This is a genomic window from Rhodobacter maritimus, from assembly GCF_058747975.1.
This window is the reverse complement of sequence record NZ_CM179095.1, coordinates 1725425-1744824: the sequence shown is the minus strand read 5'-3', so window position 1 is coordinate 1744824 and position 19400 is coordinate 1725425. Positions and strand designations below refer to the sequence as shown.

17 protein-coding genes are annotated in these 19400 nt (G+C 66.9%); 10 read left to right on the top strand and 7 right to left on the bottom strand.

Features of this window, described 5'->3' with window-relative positions; translation table 11 throughout:
- Positions 1-61: 61 nt before the first annotated feature.
- On the bottom strand, positions 62-244 hold the full coding sequence (locus AC4PTO_RS08820; protein ID WP_492733466.1) for a hypothetical protein: 183 nt from the start codon (positions 242-244) through the stop codon (positions 62-64).
- Positions 241-780, bottom strand: coding sequence for a hypoxanthine phosphoribosyltransferase (gene hpt / locus AC4PTO_RS08815; RefSeq protein ID WP_492733464.1), 540 nt, complete (start codon positions 778-780; stop codon positions 241-243). Before hpt ends, AC4PTO_RS08820 begins: the two co-directional genes overlap by 4 nt.
- Before the next feature lie 99 nt (positions 781-879).
- Here hpt and AC4PTO_RS08810 point away from each other — a divergent pair, with 99 nt between their 5' ends.
- Positions 880-1335, top strand: coding sequence for a type II toxin-antitoxin system RatA family toxin (locus AC4PTO_RS08810; protein WP_492733462.1), 456 nt, complete (start codon positions 880-882; stop codon positions 1333-1335).
- 30 nt (positions 1336-1365) lie between these two features.
- On the opposite strand, the gene AC4PTO_RS08805 is transcribed toward AC4PTO_RS08810, so the two are convergent.
- The 4 genes from AC4PTO_RS08805 to AC4PTO_RS08790 form a co-directional block, all read right to left on the bottom strand.
- Positions 1366-2544, bottom strand: coding sequence for an ammonium transporter (locus AC4PTO_RS08805; protein WP_492733461.1), 1179 nt, complete (start codon positions 2542-2544; stop codon positions 1366-1368).
- Positions 2545-2712: 168 nt separating this feature from the next.
- Positions 2713-3186 carry a CinA family protein gene (locus AC4PTO_RS08800; protein WP_492733460.1) on the bottom strand — a complete coding sequence of 158 codons (474 nt, stop codon included), beginning with the start codon at positions 3184-3186 and terminating at the stop codon, positions 2713-2715.
- A complete protein-coding gene (locus AC4PTO_RS08795) occupies positions 3183-3680 on the bottom strand; it encodes a phosphatidylglycerophosphatase A family protein (protein ID WP_492733458.1) in 498 nt (165 codons plus the stop codon). The genes AC4PTO_RS08800 and AC4PTO_RS08795 overlap by 4 nt, the downstream gene beginning before the upstream one ends.
- A complete protein-coding gene (locus AC4PTO_RS08790) occupies positions 3677-4804 on the bottom strand; it encodes a bifunctional 2-C-methyl-D-erythritol 4-phosphate cytidylyltransferase/2-C-methyl-D-erythritol 2,4-cyclodiphosphate synthase (RefSeq protein WP_492733456.1) in 1128 nt (375 codons plus the stop codon). Before AC4PTO_RS08790 ends, AC4PTO_RS08795 begins: the two co-directional genes overlap by 4 nt.
- A 262-nt stretch (positions 4805-5066) precedes the next feature.
- Between AC4PTO_RS08790 and dusB the strand changes: the two genes are divergently transcribed.
- The 9 genes from dusB (at position 5067) to hflX (ending at position 16812) form a co-directional block, all read left to right on the top strand.
- On the top strand, positions 5067-5987 hold the full coding sequence (gene dusB, locus AC4PTO_RS08785) for a tRNA dihydrouridine synthase DusB (protein ID WP_492733589.1): 921 nt from the start codon (positions 5067-5069) through the stop codon (positions 5985-5987).
- Positions 5984-7057 carry a two-component system sensor histidine kinase NtrB gene (locus AC4PTO_RS08780; RefSeq protein WP_492733454.1) on the top strand — a complete coding sequence of 358 codons (1074 nt, stop codon included), beginning with the start codon at positions 5984-5986 and terminating at the stop codon, positions 7055-7057. The genes dusB and AC4PTO_RS08780 overlap by 4 nt, the downstream gene beginning before the upstream one ends.
- A 3-nt stretch (positions 7058-7060) precedes the next feature.
- Positions 7061-8428, top strand: coding sequence for a response regulator (locus tag AC4PTO_RS08775; RefSeq protein ID WP_492733452.1), 1368 nt, complete (start codon positions 7061-7063; stop codon positions 8426-8428).
- An 82-nt stretch (positions 8429-8510) separates the two neighbouring features.
- Positions 8511-10787 carry a sensor histidine kinase NtrY-like gene (locus tag AC4PTO_RS08770; RefSeq protein ID WP_492733450.1) on the top strand — a complete coding sequence of 759 codons (2277 nt, stop codon included), beginning with the start codon at positions 8511-8513 and terminating at the stop codon, positions 10785-10787.
- Positions 10784-12190, top strand: coding sequence for a nitrogen assimilation response regulator NtrX (ntrX, locus tag AC4PTO_RS08765; protein ID WP_492733448.1), 1407 nt, complete (start codon positions 10784-10786; stop codon positions 12188-12190). The genes AC4PTO_RS08770 and ntrX overlap by 4 nt, the downstream gene beginning before the upstream one ends.
- A gap of 72 nt (positions 12191-12262) precedes the next feature.
- The gene (gene trkA, locus AC4PTO_RS08760) at positions 12263-13639 is read left to right on the top strand and encodes a Trk system potassium transporter TrkA (protein ID WP_492733446.1); all 1377 of its coding nucleotides are present in this window, start codon (positions 12263-12265) and stop codon (positions 13637-13639) included.
- On the top strand, positions 13639-15156 hold the full coding sequence (locus AC4PTO_RS08755) for a TrkH family potassium uptake protein (protein ID WP_492733444.1): 1518 nt from the start codon (positions 13639-13641) through the stop codon (positions 15154-15156). Before trkA ends, AC4PTO_RS08755 begins: the two co-directional genes overlap by 1 nt.
- Positions 15157-15298: 142 nt before the next feature.
- Entirely contained in the window at positions 15299-15532 is a 234-nt protein-coding gene (gene hfq / locus AC4PTO_RS08750; RefSeq protein WP_066012082.1) for an RNA chaperone Hfq, read from the top strand.
- The gene (gene hflX, locus AC4PTO_RS08745) at positions 15529-16812 is read left to right on the top strand and encodes a GTPase HflX (RefSeq protein ID WP_492733587.1); all 1284 of its coding nucleotides are present in this window, start codon (positions 15529-15531) and stop codon (positions 16810-16812) included. The genes hfq and hflX overlap by 4 nt, the downstream gene beginning before the upstream one ends.
- A 3-nt stretch (positions 16813-16815) precedes the next feature.
- Here hflX and AC4PTO_RS08740 read toward each other — a convergent pair whose 3' ends face one another.
- Positions 16816-19293, bottom strand: a complete 2478-nt coding sequence (locus AC4PTO_RS08740; protein WP_492733442.1) for a penicillin acylase family protein — start codon at positions 19291-19293, stop codon at positions 16816-16818.
- Positions 19294-19400 lie beyond the last annotated feature (107 nt).

The following is a 19400-nucleotide window of genomic DNA, read 5'->3' as shown; positions in this document are numbered from 1 at the left end:
GTCTGCGCGTTCGGCCCGGCCAAGGCAACCCTTGGTTGCCCGCTTCGGCAGGGCCATGCCGTCAGGGCAGGCGCGGCGCGCGGCGCGCAGGTTCCAGCGTAGCCCAGTCGGGCCACAGGCCCAGCCATTCCAGCCCGAAGATGCCAAGCGCCAGCCCGATCGCCACCGCGCCGATGATCACCCGCCGCATCGAGGGCGGATGCCGCGACAGTTTCGCCATTCGCAAAAGCCAGGTCAGGTTCATTCGGTGAAGCGCACCTTGCCGATATAGGGCAGGTTCCTGTTGCGCTGCGCGAAGTCGATGCCGTAGCCCACGACGAATTCGTCGGGGATTTCGAACCCCGTCCATGTCGCGCGGATCTCGGTTTCGCGGCGCGAGGGTTTGTCGAGCAGCGCGCAGCACTCGATGCGCCGCGGCTTGCGCGCGCGCAGAAGGCCCATCACATGGCGCAGCGTGTGCCCGGTATCGACGATATCCTCCACCACCAGCACGTCGCGCCCCTCGATGGGCGCGCGCAGGTCCTTCAGGATGCGCACCTCGCGGCTGGAGGTCATCGCGTCGCCATAGCTCGAAACCTCGAGGAAATCGACCTCGACGGGCAGGTCGATCTCGCGCACCAGATCGGCGATGAACACGAACGATCCCCGCAAAAGCCCGACGACGACCAGCTTGTCCGTGCCGCGGAAAGAGTCGGTGATTTCATGCGCAAGGGATTCGACCCGCGCAGCGATCCGTTTGGCCGAGATCATGCTGTCGATCGCGTAGGCACGGTGCGGCATGATGGTGATTTCGCCCTCCGGGGGTTGATTTCCTGCTTCGGTTTAACGCAAAGAATGGCGCCAAGTCACCACCCAAACGGGCCACAAGAGCGGGGCGGCATGCCGACACATTCGGAAAAGCGGGTGATGCCCTATTCGGCGGACCAGATGTATGCGCTTGTGGCCGATGTGGAACGCTATCCCGAATTCCTGCCCTGGAACGCCGCCGCGCGCGTGCGCAGCCGCAAGCCCGGCCCCGACGGCTCAATCCTTCTCAGCGCCGATCTCGTGATCTCGTTCAAGGTCTTCCGCGAGCGTTTCGGCAGCCGCGTGACCCTGTGGCCCGAAACAAAGCGCATCGACGTCGAATATCTGGATGGGCCATTTCGCTATCTGAAAAGCTGGTGGCAGTTCGAGGATCTGGAAGGCGGCGGCTGTAATGTCGATTTCTTCGTGGATTTCGAGTTCCGCAACGCGATCCTGCAAAAGGTCATCGGCGTGGTCTTCGATGAGGCAATGCGCCGTATCGTCAAGGCGTTCGAGACCCGCGCCGAGGCGCTTTACGGCACCGCGTGACGTTCTGTGCCGTCACGCGGTGTCGGGGGATCATGACGTGATGTCGTAGGCGCGCTCGCCATGCGTGGACAGGTCAAGCCCGTTGGTCTCGGCCTCCTTGCCGACGCGCATAGGCAGGACCAGCGCCACGCCGCGTGCAATCAGCCAACTGACGGCCAACGTGTAGACGCCCACGATCAGCAGGGCGCCGGCCTGCGCCACGAAGCTGCCCGCGCCGAAGATCGCGATCATCAGCGTGCCGAAGATCCCTCCCACGCCATGCACCGCAAAGACATCGAGCGTGTCGTCGATGCGGATCTTTTCGCGCACCAAAACCACCGCCTCCTGGCACAGGACGCCGGCGACCGCGCCGATCAGCAATGCCTGAAGCGGACCGACAAACCCAGAAGCCGGCGTAATCGAGGCCAGCCCCGCGATCGTGCCCGTCACGATCCCCACAAGCGAGGCCCGGCCGAACTTGATCCGTTCCCACGCAGCCCAAGACAGAGAGGCCGCCGCCGCGGAGATATGCGTGACCGTGATCGCCATGGCCGCCCCGCCATCGGCCGCCAGTTGCGAGCCGCCGTTGAAGCCGAACCAGCCCACCCAAAGCATGCCCGCGCCGATCGCTACAAAGCCGGGGTTGTGTGGGGGCGTGGTGCGGTGACCGCGTGGACCGATCAGGATGGCCAGCAACAGCGCCGCAAGGCCCGCGGTTTCGTGCACCACGATCCCACCCGCGAAATCTCGCGTGCCGGTGGCGCCGAAAATCCCGCCATCAGCCATGAAGCCGCCACCCCAGATCCAGTGCGCGACCGGCGCATAGACCAGAAGCATCCAAAGCCCCGAGAACGCGAGCATGAACGAGAAGTTCACCCGCTCGACGAAAGCCCCGAGGATCAGGGCAGGGGTGATGATGGCAAAGGTCATCTGGAAGGCGAAGAACAGGATCTCGGGCAGGGTGCCGTGCAGACTGTTTGCGCCAATCCCGATCATGCCAAAGCGCGCCAGCCCGCCCCAAAACCCGTTTGCCTCGCCGAAGGCAATGGAATAGCCGCCAAGCAGCCATAGCACGCTCATCAGGGCCGCGACCGAGAAGCACTGCATGAAGACCGAGAGCACGTTGCGCGCGCGCACAAGCCCTCCGTAGAACAGGGCAAGCCCGGGCAGGGTCATGAAAAGCACAAGCGCGGTCGCCACCATGATCCAGGCGGTATCTGCTCCGTTCATCGGTCGGTTCCTCCCTTCGGAAATCCAATGGCTGCGCAAGAGCACGGCACAAATGGCGCGAAAAGGGGCAGTAAGGGTTCCGGCCGCCCAGAGGTTGGGCAATTCTGCAATTGCATAATTTGCAGGCGATATTTGCGGTATCTGACGCGAAAACGGGCGGTCCGGGGATCACCCCGTGGCCGCCTTTGCCAGAAGCCCAAGCGCGTGATCGCGCGCGGCGCGGCGCACCTTGTCACGACCGGGGGCGCCGAATTCCACGGTTTCGGTGCGGGTCGCGCGGCCCTTCTGCGCAAGGCCGAAGCAGACCCGGCCCTCGGGCTTGAACTCCGATCCACCCGGCCCGGCGATGCCGGTGACCGAGACCGCCAGATCCGCCTGCGAGCGGCGCAGCGCGCCCTCGGCCATTTCCCGCGCGACCTCTTCGGACACGGCGCCATGCGCGGCCAGCGTTTCGGCGCGCACCTCCAGCATGTCGGTCTTGGCGGCGTTGGAATAGGTGACGAAGCCGCGCTCGAACACATCGGACGATCCCGCCACATCGGTCAGTGCGGCGCTGACCATGCCGCCGGTGCAGCTTTCGGCGGTGGCGATGCGCAGGCCCGCGGCGCGGGCGGCGGCCAGTATCGCGCCCGGTGTCGTCATCGCATCAGCACCCCATGCGCAAGGGCGGCGGCCAGGATCGTGGCAACGCCCGCGAACAGGCCTGCCCACAGGTCGTCCAGCATCACCCCCGCCGCATCGCCGCGCCGGTCGGCCCGCCCCACGAGCCACGGTTTCCAGATATCGAACAGCCGGAAGAAGACGAAGGCCGCAACCCAGCCCGGATAGGCGACCACGGCCCAGTTCGACAGGCCCGTCCACCAGAAGGCCGCCGCCGGGAAGCACAGCGCAAGCCACTGCCCCGCCACCTCGTCGATGACGATTTCCGAGGGGTCCTCGCCGGGCCGGCCCGCAAGTTCCTGCCCGATCGACCAGAAGCCGATCACCGTCACCGCCAGCGTCGCCGCCGCAAGCGCCCAGAAACCGATATAGCGGTCGATCGCGATGCCCAGGATCAGCGCCACGGCCGAGCCCCATGTGCCCGGTGCCGGGCGCATCATTCCCACGCCGAAGAAGGTGTTGATCTGCCGTATCATGCCGTCACCAGAGTTGCCGTTGCGATGGCCGCGATGCCTTCCTCGCGCCCCGTGAAGCCCAACCGCTCCGAGGTCGTCGCCTTGACCGAAACCCGGTCGGGCGTGATCCCGGCGATGCGGGCCAGTTCCTGCGCCATGGCCACGGCATGGGGCCCGATCTTGGGGCGTTCGCAGATCAGCGTCACATCGGCATTGGCGATGCGATAGCCCCGCGTCGCGGCAAGGTTCGCGGCATGGGCCAGAAAGATCTCGGAGGCGGCGCCCTTCCATTGCGGGTCCGAGGGGGGGAAATGGCGCCCGATATCGCCCTCGGCAAGCGCGCCATAGATCGCATCGGTCAGCGCATGCATGCCCACATCGGCGTCGGAATGGCCCAGAAGGCCGCGATCATGGGGCAGCCGGATGCCGCAAAGCATCACATGATCGCCCTCGCAAAAGGCATGCACGTCATAGCCATTGCCGGTTCTTACATCCATTCGTGCCCCCAGAATACGCTCGGCCCGGGTGAAATCCTCGGGCCAGGTGATCTTCAGATTGTCCTCTGCGCCGGGGACGATGTCCACCGCAAGGCCCGCGCGCAGGGCAATCTCCACATCGTCCGCGGCCCCTTCGGGGAATGCGCGATGCGCCGCAAGAATCGCGTCATAGGCAAAGCCTTGCGGCGTTTGCGCGCGCCACAATCCCTCGCGCGGTTCGGCCCCCTGGACACGGCCCCCGGCGCCGCGCCAAAGCGCATCGGTGACGGGCAGGGCGGGGGCGGCGGCCTGCGCATCGCCAAGCGCGGCCAGCACCGCCGCGATCACGCCCCGCGGCACAAGCGGGCGCGCGCCGTCATGGATCAGCACCTGCGTGATGCCCGTGCCCTGCAACGCCTCAAGCGCGTTGCGCACGCTGGCCGAGCGCGTCGCGCCCCCCGCGATCAGTGTCACGCTGCCGCCAAACAGCTCCAGCCCGCGCACCATCTCCTCGGGGTGCAGCACCAGAAGGATGCGCCCGATGCCCGCAAAGGCCGCGACGCTGCGCTCAAGGACGCTCTGGCCGGCAAGGGCCTGCCATTGCTTGGGCTCCGCACCCCCGGCGCGGCTGCCGCGCCCGGCGGCAACGATGATGACGGCCGTTGTCATGTAACCCTCCGGCAAACCGGGCTATGGAGTAGGCCAAGCGCGCGCGCGGCGCAATCGTTGCTGCGAAACGTCGGTCTGCATGCGGTATTATGCCTAAAATTTGTGCGTGTGCCGATTTTTGCCGCCATTCATCCGCGCCAAAGATTGCGATTTCCCCGGAAGGCGGCTACCTCGGGGCGGAAAGGGGCGCTTCGTGACGCAGATTGCCGAAAAAATAGTCTTGGGTGCGCGTGTGCTGGATCCGCCGGTCTTCCTGGCGCCGATGGCCGGAATCACCGATCTTCCGTTCCGGCGCATGGTGGCGCGGTTCGGCGCCGGGCTGGTCGTGTCCGAGATGGTCGCCTCGGGCGAGATGCTGACGGCGAAGCCATCGGTCCGGGCCAAGGCGCGCGCGGATCTGGGGCTTGATCTGCCCGGATCGGTGCAGCTTGCCGGGCGCGAGGCCGCGCCGATGGCCGAGGCCGCGCGAATCGTCGCCGGTATGGGGGCCCGGATCATCGACATCAACATGGGCTGCCCCGCGAAGAAGGTGACGGGCGGCTTTTCCGGCTCGGCCCTGATGCGTGATCCGGACCACGCCTTGCGCCTGATCGAGGCGGTGGTGGGCGCGGTCGACCTTCCGGTGACGCTGAAGATGCGGCTTGGCTGGGACGCGGACAGCCGCAACGCGCCCGACATCGCGCGCCGGGCCGAGGCGGCGGGCATCCGCATGGTGGTGATCCACGGGCGCACGCGGATGCAGTTCTACAAGGGAGAGGCCGATTGGGCGGCGATCCGGGCGGTGAAACAGGCGGTCTCGATCCCGGTGATCGCCAATGGCGACATCGTCGACGGGGCCACCGCGCGGCAGGCGCGGGCGGCCTCGGGCGCGGATGGCGTGATGGTGGGGCGCGGTGCGCAGGGGGCGCCTTGGCAACTGGCCCGCATCGCGCATGAACTGCACGGCGCCGCGGCCCCGGACGTGCCCACCGGTGGCGCCTTTTCAGACATGATTTCAGAGCATTACGAGGATATTCTAAGGTTTTACGGCAAGGATGTCGGCCTGCGCCTCGCGCGCAAGCATCTGGGCTGGTATGCCGATGCGGCCCGTGCGCCGCTGCGCGCGCAGATGATGGTCTCGTCCACCCCTGCCGCGACGCTGGAGCTGATCCGCGCGGCCTTTTCCGAGGGGATCGCGGCATGACCCTTCCGGCCCCCGGCATCATCTGGAACTCGCTTCCCACGCCCGCGCTGCTGATCGACGGCAGTGACCTTGTGGCCGAGGTCAACCCCGCGGCCGAACTGTTCCTGAACCTTTCCGCGCGCGCCCTGCGCGGCCAGCCGCTGCTGGAGCGTCTGGCGATCTCGGCCCCGCTGGAAGAGGTCTTCGCGCGGGTGCGGGCCAATCGCTCGGCGCTCTTCGTCAACGACGTGGACCTGACCACGGGCGAGCGCGCGCCGGTGCAGTGCAACCTTCAGGCCGCCCCCCTGGGCGAGGACCCGCAGATGATCCTGTTCCTGATCACGCCGCGCGAAATCTCGGACCGGCTTGGCCGGGCGAGCCTGGTGAAATCGGCCGCGCGCTCGGCCATCGGCATGGCCGAGATGCTGGCGCATGAGATCAAGAACCCGCTTGCCGGGATCGCGGGGGCGGCACAGCTTTTGTCGATGAACCTGTCGGGCGAGGATCTGGAACTGACCGACCTGATCGTGGACGAGACCCGCCGCATCGTGAAGCTTCTCGAACAGGTCGAACGCTTCGGCGACGTGCGGCCGCCCGAAAAGCGGCCGGTGAACATTCACGACGTTCTGGACCGCGCGCATAAATCGGCGGCACTGGGCTTTGGCGCGCAGATGATGATCGTCGAGGATTACGACCCTTCGCTGCCGCCCACGCTTGGCGATGCCGATCAGCTGACGCAGGTCTTCCTGAACCTTCTCAAGAACGCGAGCGAGGCCGCGGGCGGGCGCGGCACGATCCGCATCCGCACCTTCTATGACCTGTCGCTGCGGTTGCGCCGGGCGGACGGGCACGGCCAGGCGCTGCCCCTTCAGGTCGAGATCATCGACGACGGTCCCGGCATTCCGCCCGATATCGCCGCCTCGGTTTTCGAGCCCTTCGTTTCGGGGCGCGAGAACGGCACCGGGCTTGGCCTGGCGCTTGTTTCGAAGATCATCTCGGACCATGACGGCTGGATCACCCTCGACAGCGTGCCCGGCCGCACGGTGTTCCGCATCTCGCTTCCCGTCGCGCCCAAACAGCAGGAGACCTGACAGATGGACGGCACCGTTCTTGTCGCCGACGACGATCGCACGATCCGCACGGTTCTGACCCAGGCGCTGACGCGAGCGGGGTGCAAGGTGCACGCCACCGCCTCGCTGACCACGCTGATGCGCTGGATCGAAGAGGGCAAGGGCGATCTGGTGATTTCCGATGTGATGATGCCCGACGGAAACGGGCTTGAGGCGCTGCCCCGGATCGGCGAGGAACGTCCGGGCCTGCCGGTCATCGTGATCTCGGCGCAGAACACCATCATGACCGCGATTCAGGCCGCCGAGGCCGAGGCCTTCGACTACCTGCCCAAGCCGTTCGACCTGCCCGACCTGATGAAGCGCGCGGCGCGCGCGCTGGAGCAGAAGCGCCGCCTCAGCCCGCAACGCCCCGCAGAGCCGCGCGAAGAGGGGGGCGATCTGCCGCTGGTGGGCCGCACGGCCGCGATGCAGGCGCTTTACCGGCTGGTCGCGCGGGTCATGAATGCGGACCTGTCGGTGATGATCCAGGGCGAAAGCGGCACGGGAAAGTCGCTGATCGCGCGCGCGATCCATGATTTCTCGGACCGGCGCACCTTGCCCTTCGTGGTGGCGCAGGCCGGCGATCTGGCAGGGGCCGAGGGGCCTTCGGCGCTGATGGCGCGGGCGCGCGGCGGCAGCCTCGTGTTCGACGAGGTCAGTGATTATGACGAGGAAACGCAGGTGCGCATCGTGCGCATGCTCGACGCGATGCCGGACCCCGCGCCGCGCATCATGGCCACCACGCAGCGCGATCTGACCCCGATGATCGAGGCCGGGGCGTTCCGGCAGGATCTTTACTACCGTCTGGGCGGCGTGACGCTTGCGGTTCCGGCGCTGCGCGACCGGGTCGAGGATATCCCCCTGCTGGCCGAGCATTTCCTGCTTCGGGCCGAGCGCGAGGGGCTGGGCACGCGCCGGTTCTCGGCCGAGGCGCTGTCGCTTGTGCAGACCTATTCCTGGCCGGGCAATGTGCGCCAGCTTGAAAATACCGTGCGCCGCCTTGTCGTGACCGCCTCCGAGGAAGAGATCGCGCGCCCCGAGGTCGAGGCGGTTCTGGGCGCGCAGCCCACGCCCGAGCCGCTGCGCGCGGGCGGCGAGGGCGAAAAGCTCTCGGCTTCGATTGCGCGCCATCTGCGGCGCTATTTCGACCTGCATGGCGGCAGCCTGCCGCCGCCAGGCCTTTACGACCGGATCCTGCGCGAAATGGAGGCCCCGCTGATCGAGATCGCGTTGGATGCAACCGGCGGAAATCAGGCAAGATGTGCCGATCTGCTGGGCATCAACCGCAATACTTTGCGCAAAAAGATCACCGATCTGGATATTCAGGTGACACGGCGGCGCAAACTGATGTAAACCCGCAACAGGGCTGCGTGGCAAATTTACCCCCGTTAGATTCGGTGGCGCCGCCGCGTTTGTGTCTGGACCGGGGGGCTTCGTGCAGCAGGTAGCGCACAGGACCATATTCGACAGGCTGAGCCGCCTGCGCCGTCAGCGCCGTTTCCAGAATGCGGCGACGATCGGCCTTGTCGTGCTGGGGCCCGTCCTTGTCGTGGCGACCTTTCTCGCCTTCGGCCCGATGGCGCAGGGGGCGCAATCCTCGGCGCTGCGGCTGATCCTGCTGGCCGATTTCGTCTATTTCCTGCTTCTGGCCGCGCTGATCGGGCTGCGCCTTGTGCAGGTGCTGGCGGCGCGGCGGGCACGTTCGGCGGGCTCTCGGCTGCATCTGCGGCTGACAGGCGTGTTTGCGGGCATCGCGCTGGTGCCCACGGTTCTGGTGGCGCTGTTTGCCGGGCTGACGGTGAATATCGGGCTTGAGGGTTGGTTCTCGGACCGGGTACGGCAGGTCGTGGGCACCTCGCTTGCCGCCGCCGAGGCCTATCAGGACGAACATCGCCGCGATCTGGTCAAGGATGCCGAGGCACTGGCGGGGTTCCTGAACGTGCGCCGCCAGGCGGTGGCCTTCATCTCGGACGGCGACCTGCGCGAATTGCTGACCGCGGGGCAGGCGGGTATCCAGCGCGGCCTGCGCGAGGCCTATGTGATCGACGGCGTGGGCAATATCCGCGCGCGGGGTGAGCGCAGCTACCTGTTCAACTTCGAAAAACCCGATACCGAACAGCTTGCGCAGGCCCAGTCCGGAGAGACCGTGCTGATCGAAGACTGGGCGATCGGTGAATTCCGGGCGCTCATGCAACTGGACGAGTTCGTCGACCGCTATCTCTATATCAGCCGCAGTGTCGACGGACAGATCCTGTCGCTTCTGGACGATACGCGCGAAACCGTGGGGCTTTACCAGCAGCTTGAGGCGACGCGCGGCAAGGTACTGTTCGAATTCGGCCTGGTCTATTTCGGGTTCGCGTTGATCCTGATCCTGGCGGCGGTCTGGATGGGGTTGTGGTTCGCCGAGCGCCTGTCGCGCCCCATCGGGCGGCTGGCCCAGGCGGCCGAGCGCGTGGGCGCAGGCGATCTGAACGCGCGCGTGATCGAGAGCGAGGCGGATGACGAGATCGCCACCCTCGGGCAGGCCTTCAACCGCATGACCAAACAACTCAAGGCGCAGCGGGAAGAGCTTGTCGCGGGCCATCGAGAAACCGAAGAACGGCGGCGGTTGTTCGATTCCGTGCTATCCTCGGTGACCTCGGGCGTGATCGGGCTTGATGCTGAGGGGCGGGTCGATTTCCTCAATCGCTCGGCGGTGCGCCTTCTGGTGATGGATGACGATACGGATAACGGTCGCCCGCTGACCGAGGCCGTGCCCGAATTCTCCGAGCTGTTCCAGCGCCTGCAACAGGGTCTGGGAGAGGTTGCGCAGGAAGAGATCCGCGTGTCGCGGGGCGGGCGGCTGGAAAGCCTTCTGGTGCGCATGGCCGTGCGCCGCGGCGACGACGGTGCGCCCGAGGGCTATGTGGTGGCCTTCGAGGACGTGACCGAACTTGTCAGCGCGCAGCGCATGGCGGCCTGGGGCGATGTGGCCCGCCGCATCGCGCATGAGATCAAGAACCCGCTGACCCCGATCCAGCTTTCGGCCGAACGGCTGCGGCGCAAGTTCGCCCCGATCGCGGGCGACGAGGCCGAGGCGCTGGAGCAATATACCGGCGTGATCATCCGCCAGACCAACGACCTGCGGCGCATCATCGACGAGTTCTCGCGCTTCGCCCGCATGCCCGAGCCCGACCGGCGCGATCACGATCTGGCCCGGCTGATGCGCGATGCGGTACTGTTGCAGGAGGGCGCGCTGCACGGGGCCGTGCTGACGGCCGAGATCCCGGCCGAAGAGGTGATCGTCGAGCTGGACGCCACGATGATCAGCCAGGCGGTGACGAACCTTATCAAGAACGCCGGGGAAGCCGTTGAAAGCCTTCTGGAAAAAGGCCCGCCCGAGGGCTATGCCCCCGAGGTCCGCGTCAGCATGACCACCGGGCCCGAGCAGATCGTGATCCGCATTGCCGATAACGGGATCGGGCTGCCGCATGACCGCTCGCGCCTGTTCGAGCCCTATGTGACGACGCGCGCGAAGGGCACCGGGCTTGGCCTGCCGATCGTCAAGAAGATCATCGAGGAACATGGCGGGACGTTGGTTCTGACCGACGCCCCGGCCTTTCATGAGGGGGCCCATGCCGGCGCCCTTGCCGAAATCCGGCTTCCGCGCGCGCGCGCCGGAAACCGGGCCATCAAGGAAAAGGCGGCCGAGGCCGCGACGGGGTCGATATGAGTGATATTCTGATTGTTGACGACGAAAAGGACATCCGCGAGCTGATTGCCGACATCCTCAAGGATGAGGGTTTCGCCACGCGGATGGCCGCGAATTCCGACGAATGCATGGAGGCGATCAACGACGATCCGCCCGCGCTGATGGTGCTGGACATCTGGCTCAAGGACAGCCGGATGGACGGGATCGACATCCTCAAGCAGGTCAGGCGCAACAACCCCGACATTCCGATCATCATCATCTCGGGGCACGGCAATATCGAGATCGCCGTGGCCGCGATCAAGCAGGGCGCCTACGATTTCATCGAAAAGCCCTTCAATATCGACCAGTTGATGGTCGTGGTCAGCCGCGCGATGGAAACCGCCCGCCTGCGGCGCGAGAATTCCTCGCTCCGCCGCCGCGATCTGAGCACGGGCGACATGATGGGCAGCTCGGCCGCCTTCCGCAAGCTGCGCGACCAGCTTGACAAGGTGACCAAATCGAACGGCCGCGTGATGCTGACCGGAGAGCCCGGATCGGGCAAGGAGGTCGCGGCGCGCTACATCCACCAGCATTCCACCCGCGCCGCCGGGCCCTTCGTCATCGTCTCTTCGGCCTCGATCGAGCCGGACCGGATGGAAGAGGTGCTTTTCGGCCGTGAATCGGCCGATCGCGGAGTGGAGAAGGGGCTTCTGGAACAGGCCCATGGCGGCGCGATCTATTTCGACGAGGTCGCGGACATGCCGCTTGGCACCCAGTCCAAGATCCTGCGGGTGCTGACCGAGCAGCAGTTCACCCGTGTGGGCGGCGCGGACCGGGTGCGGGTCGATCTGCGCGTGATCTCGTCCACGACGCGCGACCTGCCCGCGGAAATCGGCGCCGGGCGCTTCCGCCAAGAGCTGTATGACCGGCTCAATGTCGTGCCGATCGCGGTGCCCGCCCTGTCCGAGCGGCGCGAGGACGTGCCGGTTCTGGCCGCCCATTTCATCGAGACCTTCAACAAGACCCAGGGCCTGCCGGCGCGTCCGATCTCGGAAGAGGCGGGGGCGATGATGCAGACGATGGACTGGCCGGGCAATATCCGCCAGCTGCGCAACGTGATCGAGCGGGTGCTGATCCTGGGCGAGGGCACCGGCCCGATCGAGGCGCGCGAACTGCCCGGAGAGACCGCCGCCCCCGATGATGGCCGCATCGTTCTGGGCGGCGCGCTAGCCACCCTGCCGCTGCGCGAGGCGCGCGAGCTGTTCGAGCGGGAATACCTGCTGACCCAGATCAACCGCTTCGGCGGGAACATCTCGCGCACCGCGAATTTCGTGGGCATGGAACGCTCGGCCCTGCATCGCAAGCTGAAATCGCTTGGCGTGGTGACAAGCGCCAAGTCGGGCGGTCGTGTCGCCCATGTCGAGGGCGACGAGGAAACCGCCTGAGGCCCGGCCGCGATTGACCTTTGACGCGCGGCGGGCCTAAGAAGGGCGCATCGGGCGGCACGGAGTGACGGTATGAAGGTGATCATCTGTGGTGCCGGTCAGGTCGGCTGGCAGATCGCGCGCCACCTTGCGGGTGAGCGCAACGACGTGACGATCGTGGATTCGAACCCCGAACTTGTCCGGCGCGCCTCGGATACGCTTGACGTGCAGGGGGTCGCGGGGTTCGCCTCGCATCCCAACGTGCTTGAACGCGCGGGGGCGCGGGACTGTGACCTGATCATCGCCGCGACCTATTCGGACGAGGTGAACATGGTCACCTGCCAGGTCGCGCATTCGGTCTTCGGGATCACGCGCAAGATCGCCCGCCTGCGCGCCCAGGCCTATATGGAGCCGCTTTACGCCGATCTCTATCGCCGCGACCAGTTGCCCATCGACGTGATCATCAGCCCCGAGCGCGAGGTGGCCGAGGCCGCCCTGCAACGCCTGGCCGCCCCCGCGACCTTCGATACCGAAAGCTTCCTTGGCGGCGATGTGCAGCTTCTGGGGATCGTGCTCGATCCCGATTGCCCGGTGCTCGATACGCCGCTGCGCCAGTTGACGGACCTGTTCTCGACGCTGCGCGCCATCGTCACCGGCGTGCGCCGCGAAGGTCGGCTGTTCGCGCCCGAACCGGGAGATCAGCTTTTCGCCGGTGACCAGATCTATGTCTTCGCCCATGTCGAGGACGTGAACCGCACGCTGGAAATCTTTGGAAAGGCGACGAAAAAGCAGGAGCGCATCGTCATTGTCGGCGGCGGGAACGTGGGACTGGCCGTGGCCCGCGCGCTTGAGATGCGCACCGACCGGGTTCGCGCCAAGGTGATCGAGCGGGATCGCACGCAGGCCGAACGCGCCGCCGACGCGCTGGAGCGCACGATCGTGCTCAATGGCGACGGGATGAGCGCGGACCTGCTGGAAGAGGCCAATATAAGCCGGGCCGATGCGGTGCTGGTGGTGACCGATGACGACAAGACCAATATCCTTGTCGCGGTGCGCGCCAAGCAGGCGGGGTGCCGGATGGCGATTTCGCTGGTCAACGATCCGACACTGGTGCCGCTGATGGCGCCGCTGGACATCGATGCCTATATCAACCCGCGCGCGACCACCGTCTCGTCGATCCTGCGCCATATCCGCCACGGGCGGGTGCGGGCGATCTATTCGATCGGCGATGCCGAGGCCGAGGTGATCGAGGCGCAGGTGATGGGAACCTCGCCGCTGTCGGGCAAGCTGGTGCGCGACATCGCCTTCCCCGAAGGCGTTCTGGTGGGCGCGCTGAAGAAAGGCGACAAGGTGGTCAAGCCGCAGGGCGATACCAAGATCGAGGAAGGGGATGTGGTCGTTCTTTTCGCGCTGACAGCCGACGTTCCCGAAGTCGAGCGCCTGCTTCAGGTCTCGATCGACTTCTTCTGATGCTGCGCAGGTTCCGCGATCTTCCGCTGGTGGTCATCCTGATGGGGATCGGGGCGGTTGCGATGTATCTGCCTGCCGCGCATGCGCTGGTGCTGCGCGATCATCACATCGCGCGCCCGTTCTTCTATTCGGGCACGCTGTTTGTGTTCCTTGTCGCGCTTCTGGGCCTTGCGACGGTGACGAACGGGCGCGGCCCGCAGGGGCGCAGCCACCTGTTGGCGATGCTGGGCACCTTCACCGTTCTTCCCCTGATGCTGGCGATCCCGTTCAACGAGGCGGTGCCCGATACCGGCCTGTTCAATGCCTGGTGGGAGATGGTCTCGGCCCTGACCACCACGGGCGGCACGCTTTACGAGGCGGGCCGCCTTGCGCCAAGCCTGCATCTATGGCGCGCGCTGGTCGGCTGGATGGGCGGCTTCTTCATGCTGGTTATGGCGATCGCCGTGCTGGCGCCGATGCGGCTTGGCGGGTTCGAGGTGTTCTTTTCGGGTGGCCCCTCGGGGGCGACGCGCAACATCTCGGGCGGAGAGGGGGGCGCCGATCCCGGCGAGAGGATCGTGCATTACGCCACGGTGACCTTTCCGGCCTATCTGGGGCTGACGCTGGCGCTTTGGGTGCTTTTGCTGATCGCGGGCGATCCGACGCTGGTGGCGCTGTGCCATGCGATGTCGACGCTGGCGACCTCGGGGATCTCGCCCATCGGGGGGACGGCGGTCGCTGCCTCGGGGGTGGGCGGAGAGATGCTGGTCTTCCTGTTCCTGATCCCCGCGCTGTCGCGCCGCTTCTGGCCCGGATCGGGAGAGCTGCGCGCCACCGACCGGCTGATCGCCGACCCCGAGCTGCGCCTGGCCGCGGTGATCGTGCTGGCGGTGCCCGCGACGCTGTTCCTGCGCCACTGGATCGCCGCGCTCGAGGTGGCGATGACGCCCGATCCCTCGGCGATCCTGATGTCGATCTGGGGGGCGATGTTCACGGCGATGTCCTTCCTGACCACCACCGGCTTCGAATCCGCGGGCTGGGACGAGGCGCGCAACTGGTCGGGCCTCGGAACACCGGGGCTGATGCTGGCGGGGCTTGCCATCGTTGGCGGCGGCGTTGCCACCACGGCCGGCGGCGTGCGGCTTTTGCGGGTCTATGCGCTGGTGCGCCACGGAGAGCGGGAACTGGACAAGCTCGTGCACCCCGCCTCGGTTGGCGGCGGCGGCATGATGGCGCGACGGTTGCGGCGCGAAGGCGCCTATATCTCGTGGATCTTTTTCATGCTTTTCGCGCTGTCCATCGCGGTGGTGATGGTGGCGGTCTCGCTTGCGGGGGTTGAATTCGAATCCGCGACCGTGCTGTCGATCGCGGCCCTGTCGAATACCGGCCCGCTGGCCCTTGTCGCCGCCACCGAACCGCTGTCCTGGGGCGCGCTGGACACCGCGACCAAGGCCATCCTGGCCGGTGCGATGATCCTTGGCAGGCTTGAGACGCTGGCCATCATCGCGCTTCTCAACCCCGAGTTCTGGCGCCAGTAATCCGCGACTTCCCGCAACTGTCCGTAATGGTCTGAAATTAGGGGTGGAAACTCCCTGCGTCTTAAGCATACTTGGGGCGTGGCAGCGCATTTGCGCCCGGCCGCAGGACGCGCGACAAGAACAGAAGAACAAAGGCTGAAAAATGGCTGCCGACAAACAGAACCTTCAGGACGCGTTCCTGAACCATGTCCGCAAGACAAAAGTTCCGGTTACAATTTTCCTTATCAACGGTGTGAAGCTGCAGGGCGTCATCACCTGGTTTGACAATTTCTGCGTGCTGCTGCGCCGCGACGGGCAGTCCCAGCTGGTCTACAAGCACGCCATTTCGACGATCATGCCAGGTCAGCCGATTTCGCTTTACGAGGGCGACGACTGAGCGATCCCGTCCCCTCCAGCGGCGGGGCGACCCGCGCCTATGTCCTCCATCCGGATCTGAAGGCCACGCAGGCCCGCAGGCTGCCCGAGCATGGGCTGGCCGAGGCCGTTTCGTTGGCCGCCGCGCTGCCGGGGCTCGAGGTCGTGGGGGCCGAGGTCGTGCGCCTTGCCAGGCCCCATCCGGGCCATCTGTTCGGCACCGGGAAGCTGGCCGAGCTTGGGCAGCGTTTGTCCGAGGCCGAGGTGGATCTTGTGCTGGTCGATGGGCCGGTCACGCCCGTACAGCAGCGCAACCTGGAAAAGGAATGGGGCGTCAAGCTTCTGGACCGCACCGGCCTGATCCTCGAGATTTTCGCGGACCGCGCGCGCACGCGCGAGGGCGTGTTGCAGGTGGAACTGGCCGCGCTCAGCTATCAGCGCACGCGGCTGGTGCGGGCCTGGACCCACCTGGAGCGGCAGCGCGGCGGCCTCGGCTTCGTCGGCGGCCCCGGCGAGACCCAGATCGAGGCCGACCGCCGCGCCATCGACGAGCAGATGGTCCGCCTGCGCCGTCAGCTTTCCAAGGTCGTCAGAACGCGCGAGCTGCACCGCGCCGCGCGGCGCAAGGTGCCGTTCCCGGTGGTCGCGCTGGTGGGCTATACGAATGCGGGGAAATCCACGCTTTTCAATCATATGACCGGGGCGGAGGTGATGGCGAAGGACATGCTGTTCGCCACGCTCGACCCCACGATGCGCGGCCTCGTGCTGCCCTCGGGGCGCAAGGTGATCCTGTCGGATACGGTGGGCTTCATCTCGGACCTTCCGACCGAGCTTGTCGCGGCCTTCCGCGCCACGCTGGAAGAGGTGCTCGAGGCGGACCTGATCTTGCATGTGCGCGACATCTCGCATCCCGAAACCGAGGAGCAGGCCGCCGATGTGGGCGATATCCTCGAGGCGCTTGGCGTGGACGAGGATGTGGCGCTGATCGAGGTGTGGAACAAGATCGACGCGCTTTCGCCCGCCACGCGCGAGGCGATCCTTGCCACCGATGCGCGCCGGGGCGACGTTCAGGCGGTCTCGGCGCTGTCGGGCGAGGGGGTGGCGGCGCTTCTGGCCGCGATCGAGGCGCATCTGGCCGAAGAGGTGATCGAGGAGCGGCTGGACCTGCCGTTCGCCGAGGGCCGCCGCCGCGCATGGCTGCACGACCAGGGCGTGGTCGAGGCCGAACGCGAAACCGAAACCGGCTGGAACCTCGATCTGCGCTGGAGCGCAAGCCAGAAGGGCCGCTTCCGCGACCTGTAGCGGCTAGTTCCCGGCGGCTGCCGCCAGCGGTTCCAGCCGGGTGATGCCGGCTGCGGCCGCCCGCGCCAGATCGGGGTCCAGCGACATCGGCACATATTCCCCGCGCCGCCACAGCTCTGACAGGTCGTCGTAATGGCGGCTGAGCGGGTGGCCCGACTGGCCGGTCGAGATGACGAAGACCGAGCTGTCGGGATCGGCGAAATCGTAAACCCCGCGATAGCCCGCCGCATGGATATTGGCGAAAGGATCGGGGCCGGTGCCGATGGTCTTGCCGCGCTGCAAGGTGAAATCCCCGCCCGAGGTCGATTGCCGGATATTGACCAGCCAGGACAGGCCCGGAACCGTGCCCAGAACCGGATGGTCGTGGCGCGCCTCATGCGCGTCGCCCCAACGCCAGCTTTCGACATTGGCGCCGTAGCGCGCGCTCAGATCCAGCAGCGCCTCGTCAAGCGCGATGCGCGCGATATCGGTGCAGGTCTCGCGCGGGGCCGATTGCATCACGTCGCACCAGCGCGACGCGCCATCCGTATCGCGGAACACGCGCTCGATGAACAGCGGTTCAAGATGCGTGATCTCGTTGGCAAGTGGGCCAAGCTCGTCCCGAATCAGGCGGTTTTGCAGGCTGCGCATCCAGGCCGCGAAGATCAGCGGTTCGGGCAGATGCTCGTTCATCTCGCCGTCCCAGTCGGCCAGAAGCTCAAGCGCGCGTTGCCGCTGCCGCTCGGGGGTGCCGTTCGGGGCGGGGGTGCCGGTGAACCACAGATCCGCGCCCACCAGGGGCAGAAGCCCGCGCGCCGCCGGGCTGACGGTATCAAGCTGCGCGGCGATGAAGCTTTCGCGGCTGTGCACCTCGCGCTCGCCCATCAGGCGGGTCAGACGCTGCACCCGCTGGCTGTCGCCCCAGTCGAAAGAGACATGTCCGGGGAAGGGGCGGTCCACCGTCTTGTTGTTGGTGTTGATGACGATGCCGCCCTGCGGGTTGGTGAAGCGGGGATTGTCGGCAAAGGGCAGCCGGCCCTGCCAGCGGTTCTGCGCCTTCCACCCGGCCGAGGGCATCCGCCCCTGCGTGTCATGCGCGGGGTCGCGCGCGGGCATCGCCCCCACCGTCAAGAGCGCCACGCTGCTCTGATCGGCCAGCGTCAGGTTCTGCGCGGGCGCGACGAAGCCCTCGGCGGCGCGCACGGCCTCGGCCACGCTTTGCGCGCGCATCATCTGCAACCCCGCGCTCATCGAGGTATCGGCCGGGTCAAGCGCGGTCCAGGCCAGCGACACGACATGGCCCGGCGGGGTGATGGCGGCAAGATTGAAATGCCCGCCCGGCAGGACGGGGCCGTTCTCGGTCCAGCGCAGGGTCAGGGTGACGGGCGCGGCATCCTTGACCTCGATGATCGCGCGGCGGGTCTGGAAGGCGCGCCAGCCCGCGGGCGTGCGGTAACGCTCGGGGTCGGCGGGGTTCAGCTCTTCGATGTAAAGATCCTGATCGTCGAGATAGGCCGAGGTCACGCCCCAGCCCAGCTCGGCGTTGCGCCCCGTCAGGATCAGCGGGATGCCGGGGATCGTGCCGCCGATCACGCCGCCCGAAGACAGCTGCAACCGCGCCAGATACCAGATCGCGGGCGCGCTCAGCCCCAGATGCGGATCGTTGGCCAGAAGCGAGCCCCCCGCCGCCGACCGGCCCGGCGCCGCCGCGAAGGCGTTCGAGGCGCCGCCAAGGCCCATCGGTGCAAAGGGCGACAGCGGCAGGCCGGCCGCCGCGGACTGGCGCAGGGTGGTGCCCGGCGCACCGGGGAAGAGTCTGGCGAAATCGGGCAGCGCCGCGCTGCCCGGCCCCGGCACGTCGGGCAGGATGTCGCGCACCCAGTCCTGCCCCAGCATCGAGACCCGCGCCCTGAGAACCTCGGTCTGGATCTGCGAGGACAGCTGCACCGCCATCAGCTTCAGGATCGCCAGCGAATCCTCGGGCGTCCAGAAGGCGATCTCGTTCTTGAACAGGAAGAACTCGGGCGCGCCACGCCCGCGCGCGCCTTCGTTCACCAGCCGGATCCATTCGTTCACGCCGCGCGCATAGGCCTCCAGCATCGCGCGCGTATCGGAGTCCTGCGCCGCGGCCGCACGCGTGGCCAGCGTGTAAAGATCCAGCCGCCGCATCAGCTCGTCCGTCTTCAGCGTGCGCGTGCCGAACACCTCGGACAGCCGCCCCTGCACGGTGCGGCGCATCATGACCATCTGCCACAGCCGGTCCTGCGCATGGGCCAGGCCTAGCGCGAAGAACACGTCCGCATCGGTCTGCCCGAAGATATGCGGCACGTCCTCGGTCGTGCGCACGATCTCGACGGGGCCGGATATGCCGGCGACCCGGTGCGTTTCGTCGTAATCGGGAAGCGAGCGGGCGGCGAAATACCAGATGCCTGCAAGCGCCACGATCAGCGCCAGAAGCGCCACCGAAACGATGCGGACCAGCCATCTGAACAATGTGAACATCTGTGCGGCGCCCCCGGCTCTGGCCCCCCGCAAGGTTGACGGTGCGGGCCGCATGGTTACTAAGTCAGGCCAGACAAATGTTCAACGCGCGTTTGCGCGACATGGCA

Bases quoted from the DNA above. Each gene is read 5' to 3' on its own strand.
- AC4PTO_RS08740 (WP_492733442.1), bottom strand. From the start codon at position 19,293: ATGTTCACATTGTTCAGATGGCTGGTCCGCATCGTTTCGGTGGCGCTT.
- AC4PTO_RS08755 (WP_492733444.1), top strand. From the start codon at position 13,639: ATGCTGCGCAGGTTCCGCGATCTTCCGCTGGTGGTCATCCTGATGGGG.
- AC4PTO_RS08795 (WP_492733458.1), bottom strand. From the start codon at position 3,680: ATGATACGGCAGATCAACACCTTCTTCGGCGTGGGAATGATGCGCCCG.
- AC4PTO_RS08790 (WP_492733456.1), bottom strand. From the start codon at position 4,804: ATGACAACGGCCGTCATCATCGTTGCCGCCGGGCGCGGCAGCCGCGCC.
- hfq (WP_066012082.1), top strand. From the start codon at position 15,299: ATGGCTGCCGACAAACAGAACCTTCAGGACGCGTTCCTGAACCATGTC.
- dusB (WP_492733589.1), top strand. From the start codon at position 5,067: ATGGCCGGAATCACCGATCTTCCGTTCCGGCGCATGGTGGCGCGGTTC.
- trkA (WP_492733446.1), top strand. From the start codon at position 12,263: ATGAAGGTGATCATCTGTGGTGCCGGTCAGGTCGGCTGGCAGATCGCG.
- AC4PTO_RS08780 (WP_492733454.1), top strand. From the start codon at position 5,984: ATGACCCTTCCGGCCCCCGGCATCATCTGGAACTCGCTTCCCACGCCC.
- hpt (WP_492733464.1), bottom strand. From the start codon at position 780: ATGCCGCACCGTGCCTACGCGATCGACAGCATGATCTCGGCCAAACGG.
- ntrX (WP_492733448.1), top strand. From the start codon at position 10,784: ATGAGTGATATTCTGATTGTTGACGACGAAAAGGACATCCGCGAGCTG.
- AC4PTO_RS08820 (WP_492733466.1), bottom strand. From the start codon at position 244: ATGAACCTGACCTGGCTTTTGCGAATGGCGAAACTGTCGCGGCATCCG.
- AC4PTO_RS08805 (WP_492733461.1), bottom strand. From the start codon at position 2,544: ATGAACGGAGCAGATACCGCCTGGATCATGGTGGCGACCGCGCTTGTG.
- AC4PTO_RS08810 (WP_492733462.1), top strand. From the start codon at position 880: ATGCCGACACATTCGGAAAAGCGGGTGATGCCCTATTCGGCGGACCAG.
- AC4PTO_RS08800 (WP_492733460.1), bottom strand. From the start codon at position 3,186: ATGACGACACCGGGCGCGATACTGGCCGCCGCCCGCGCCGCGGGCCTG.
- AC4PTO_RS08775 (WP_492733452.1), top strand. From the start codon at position 7,061: ATGGACGGCACCGTTCTTGTCGCCGACGACGATCGCACGATCCGCACG.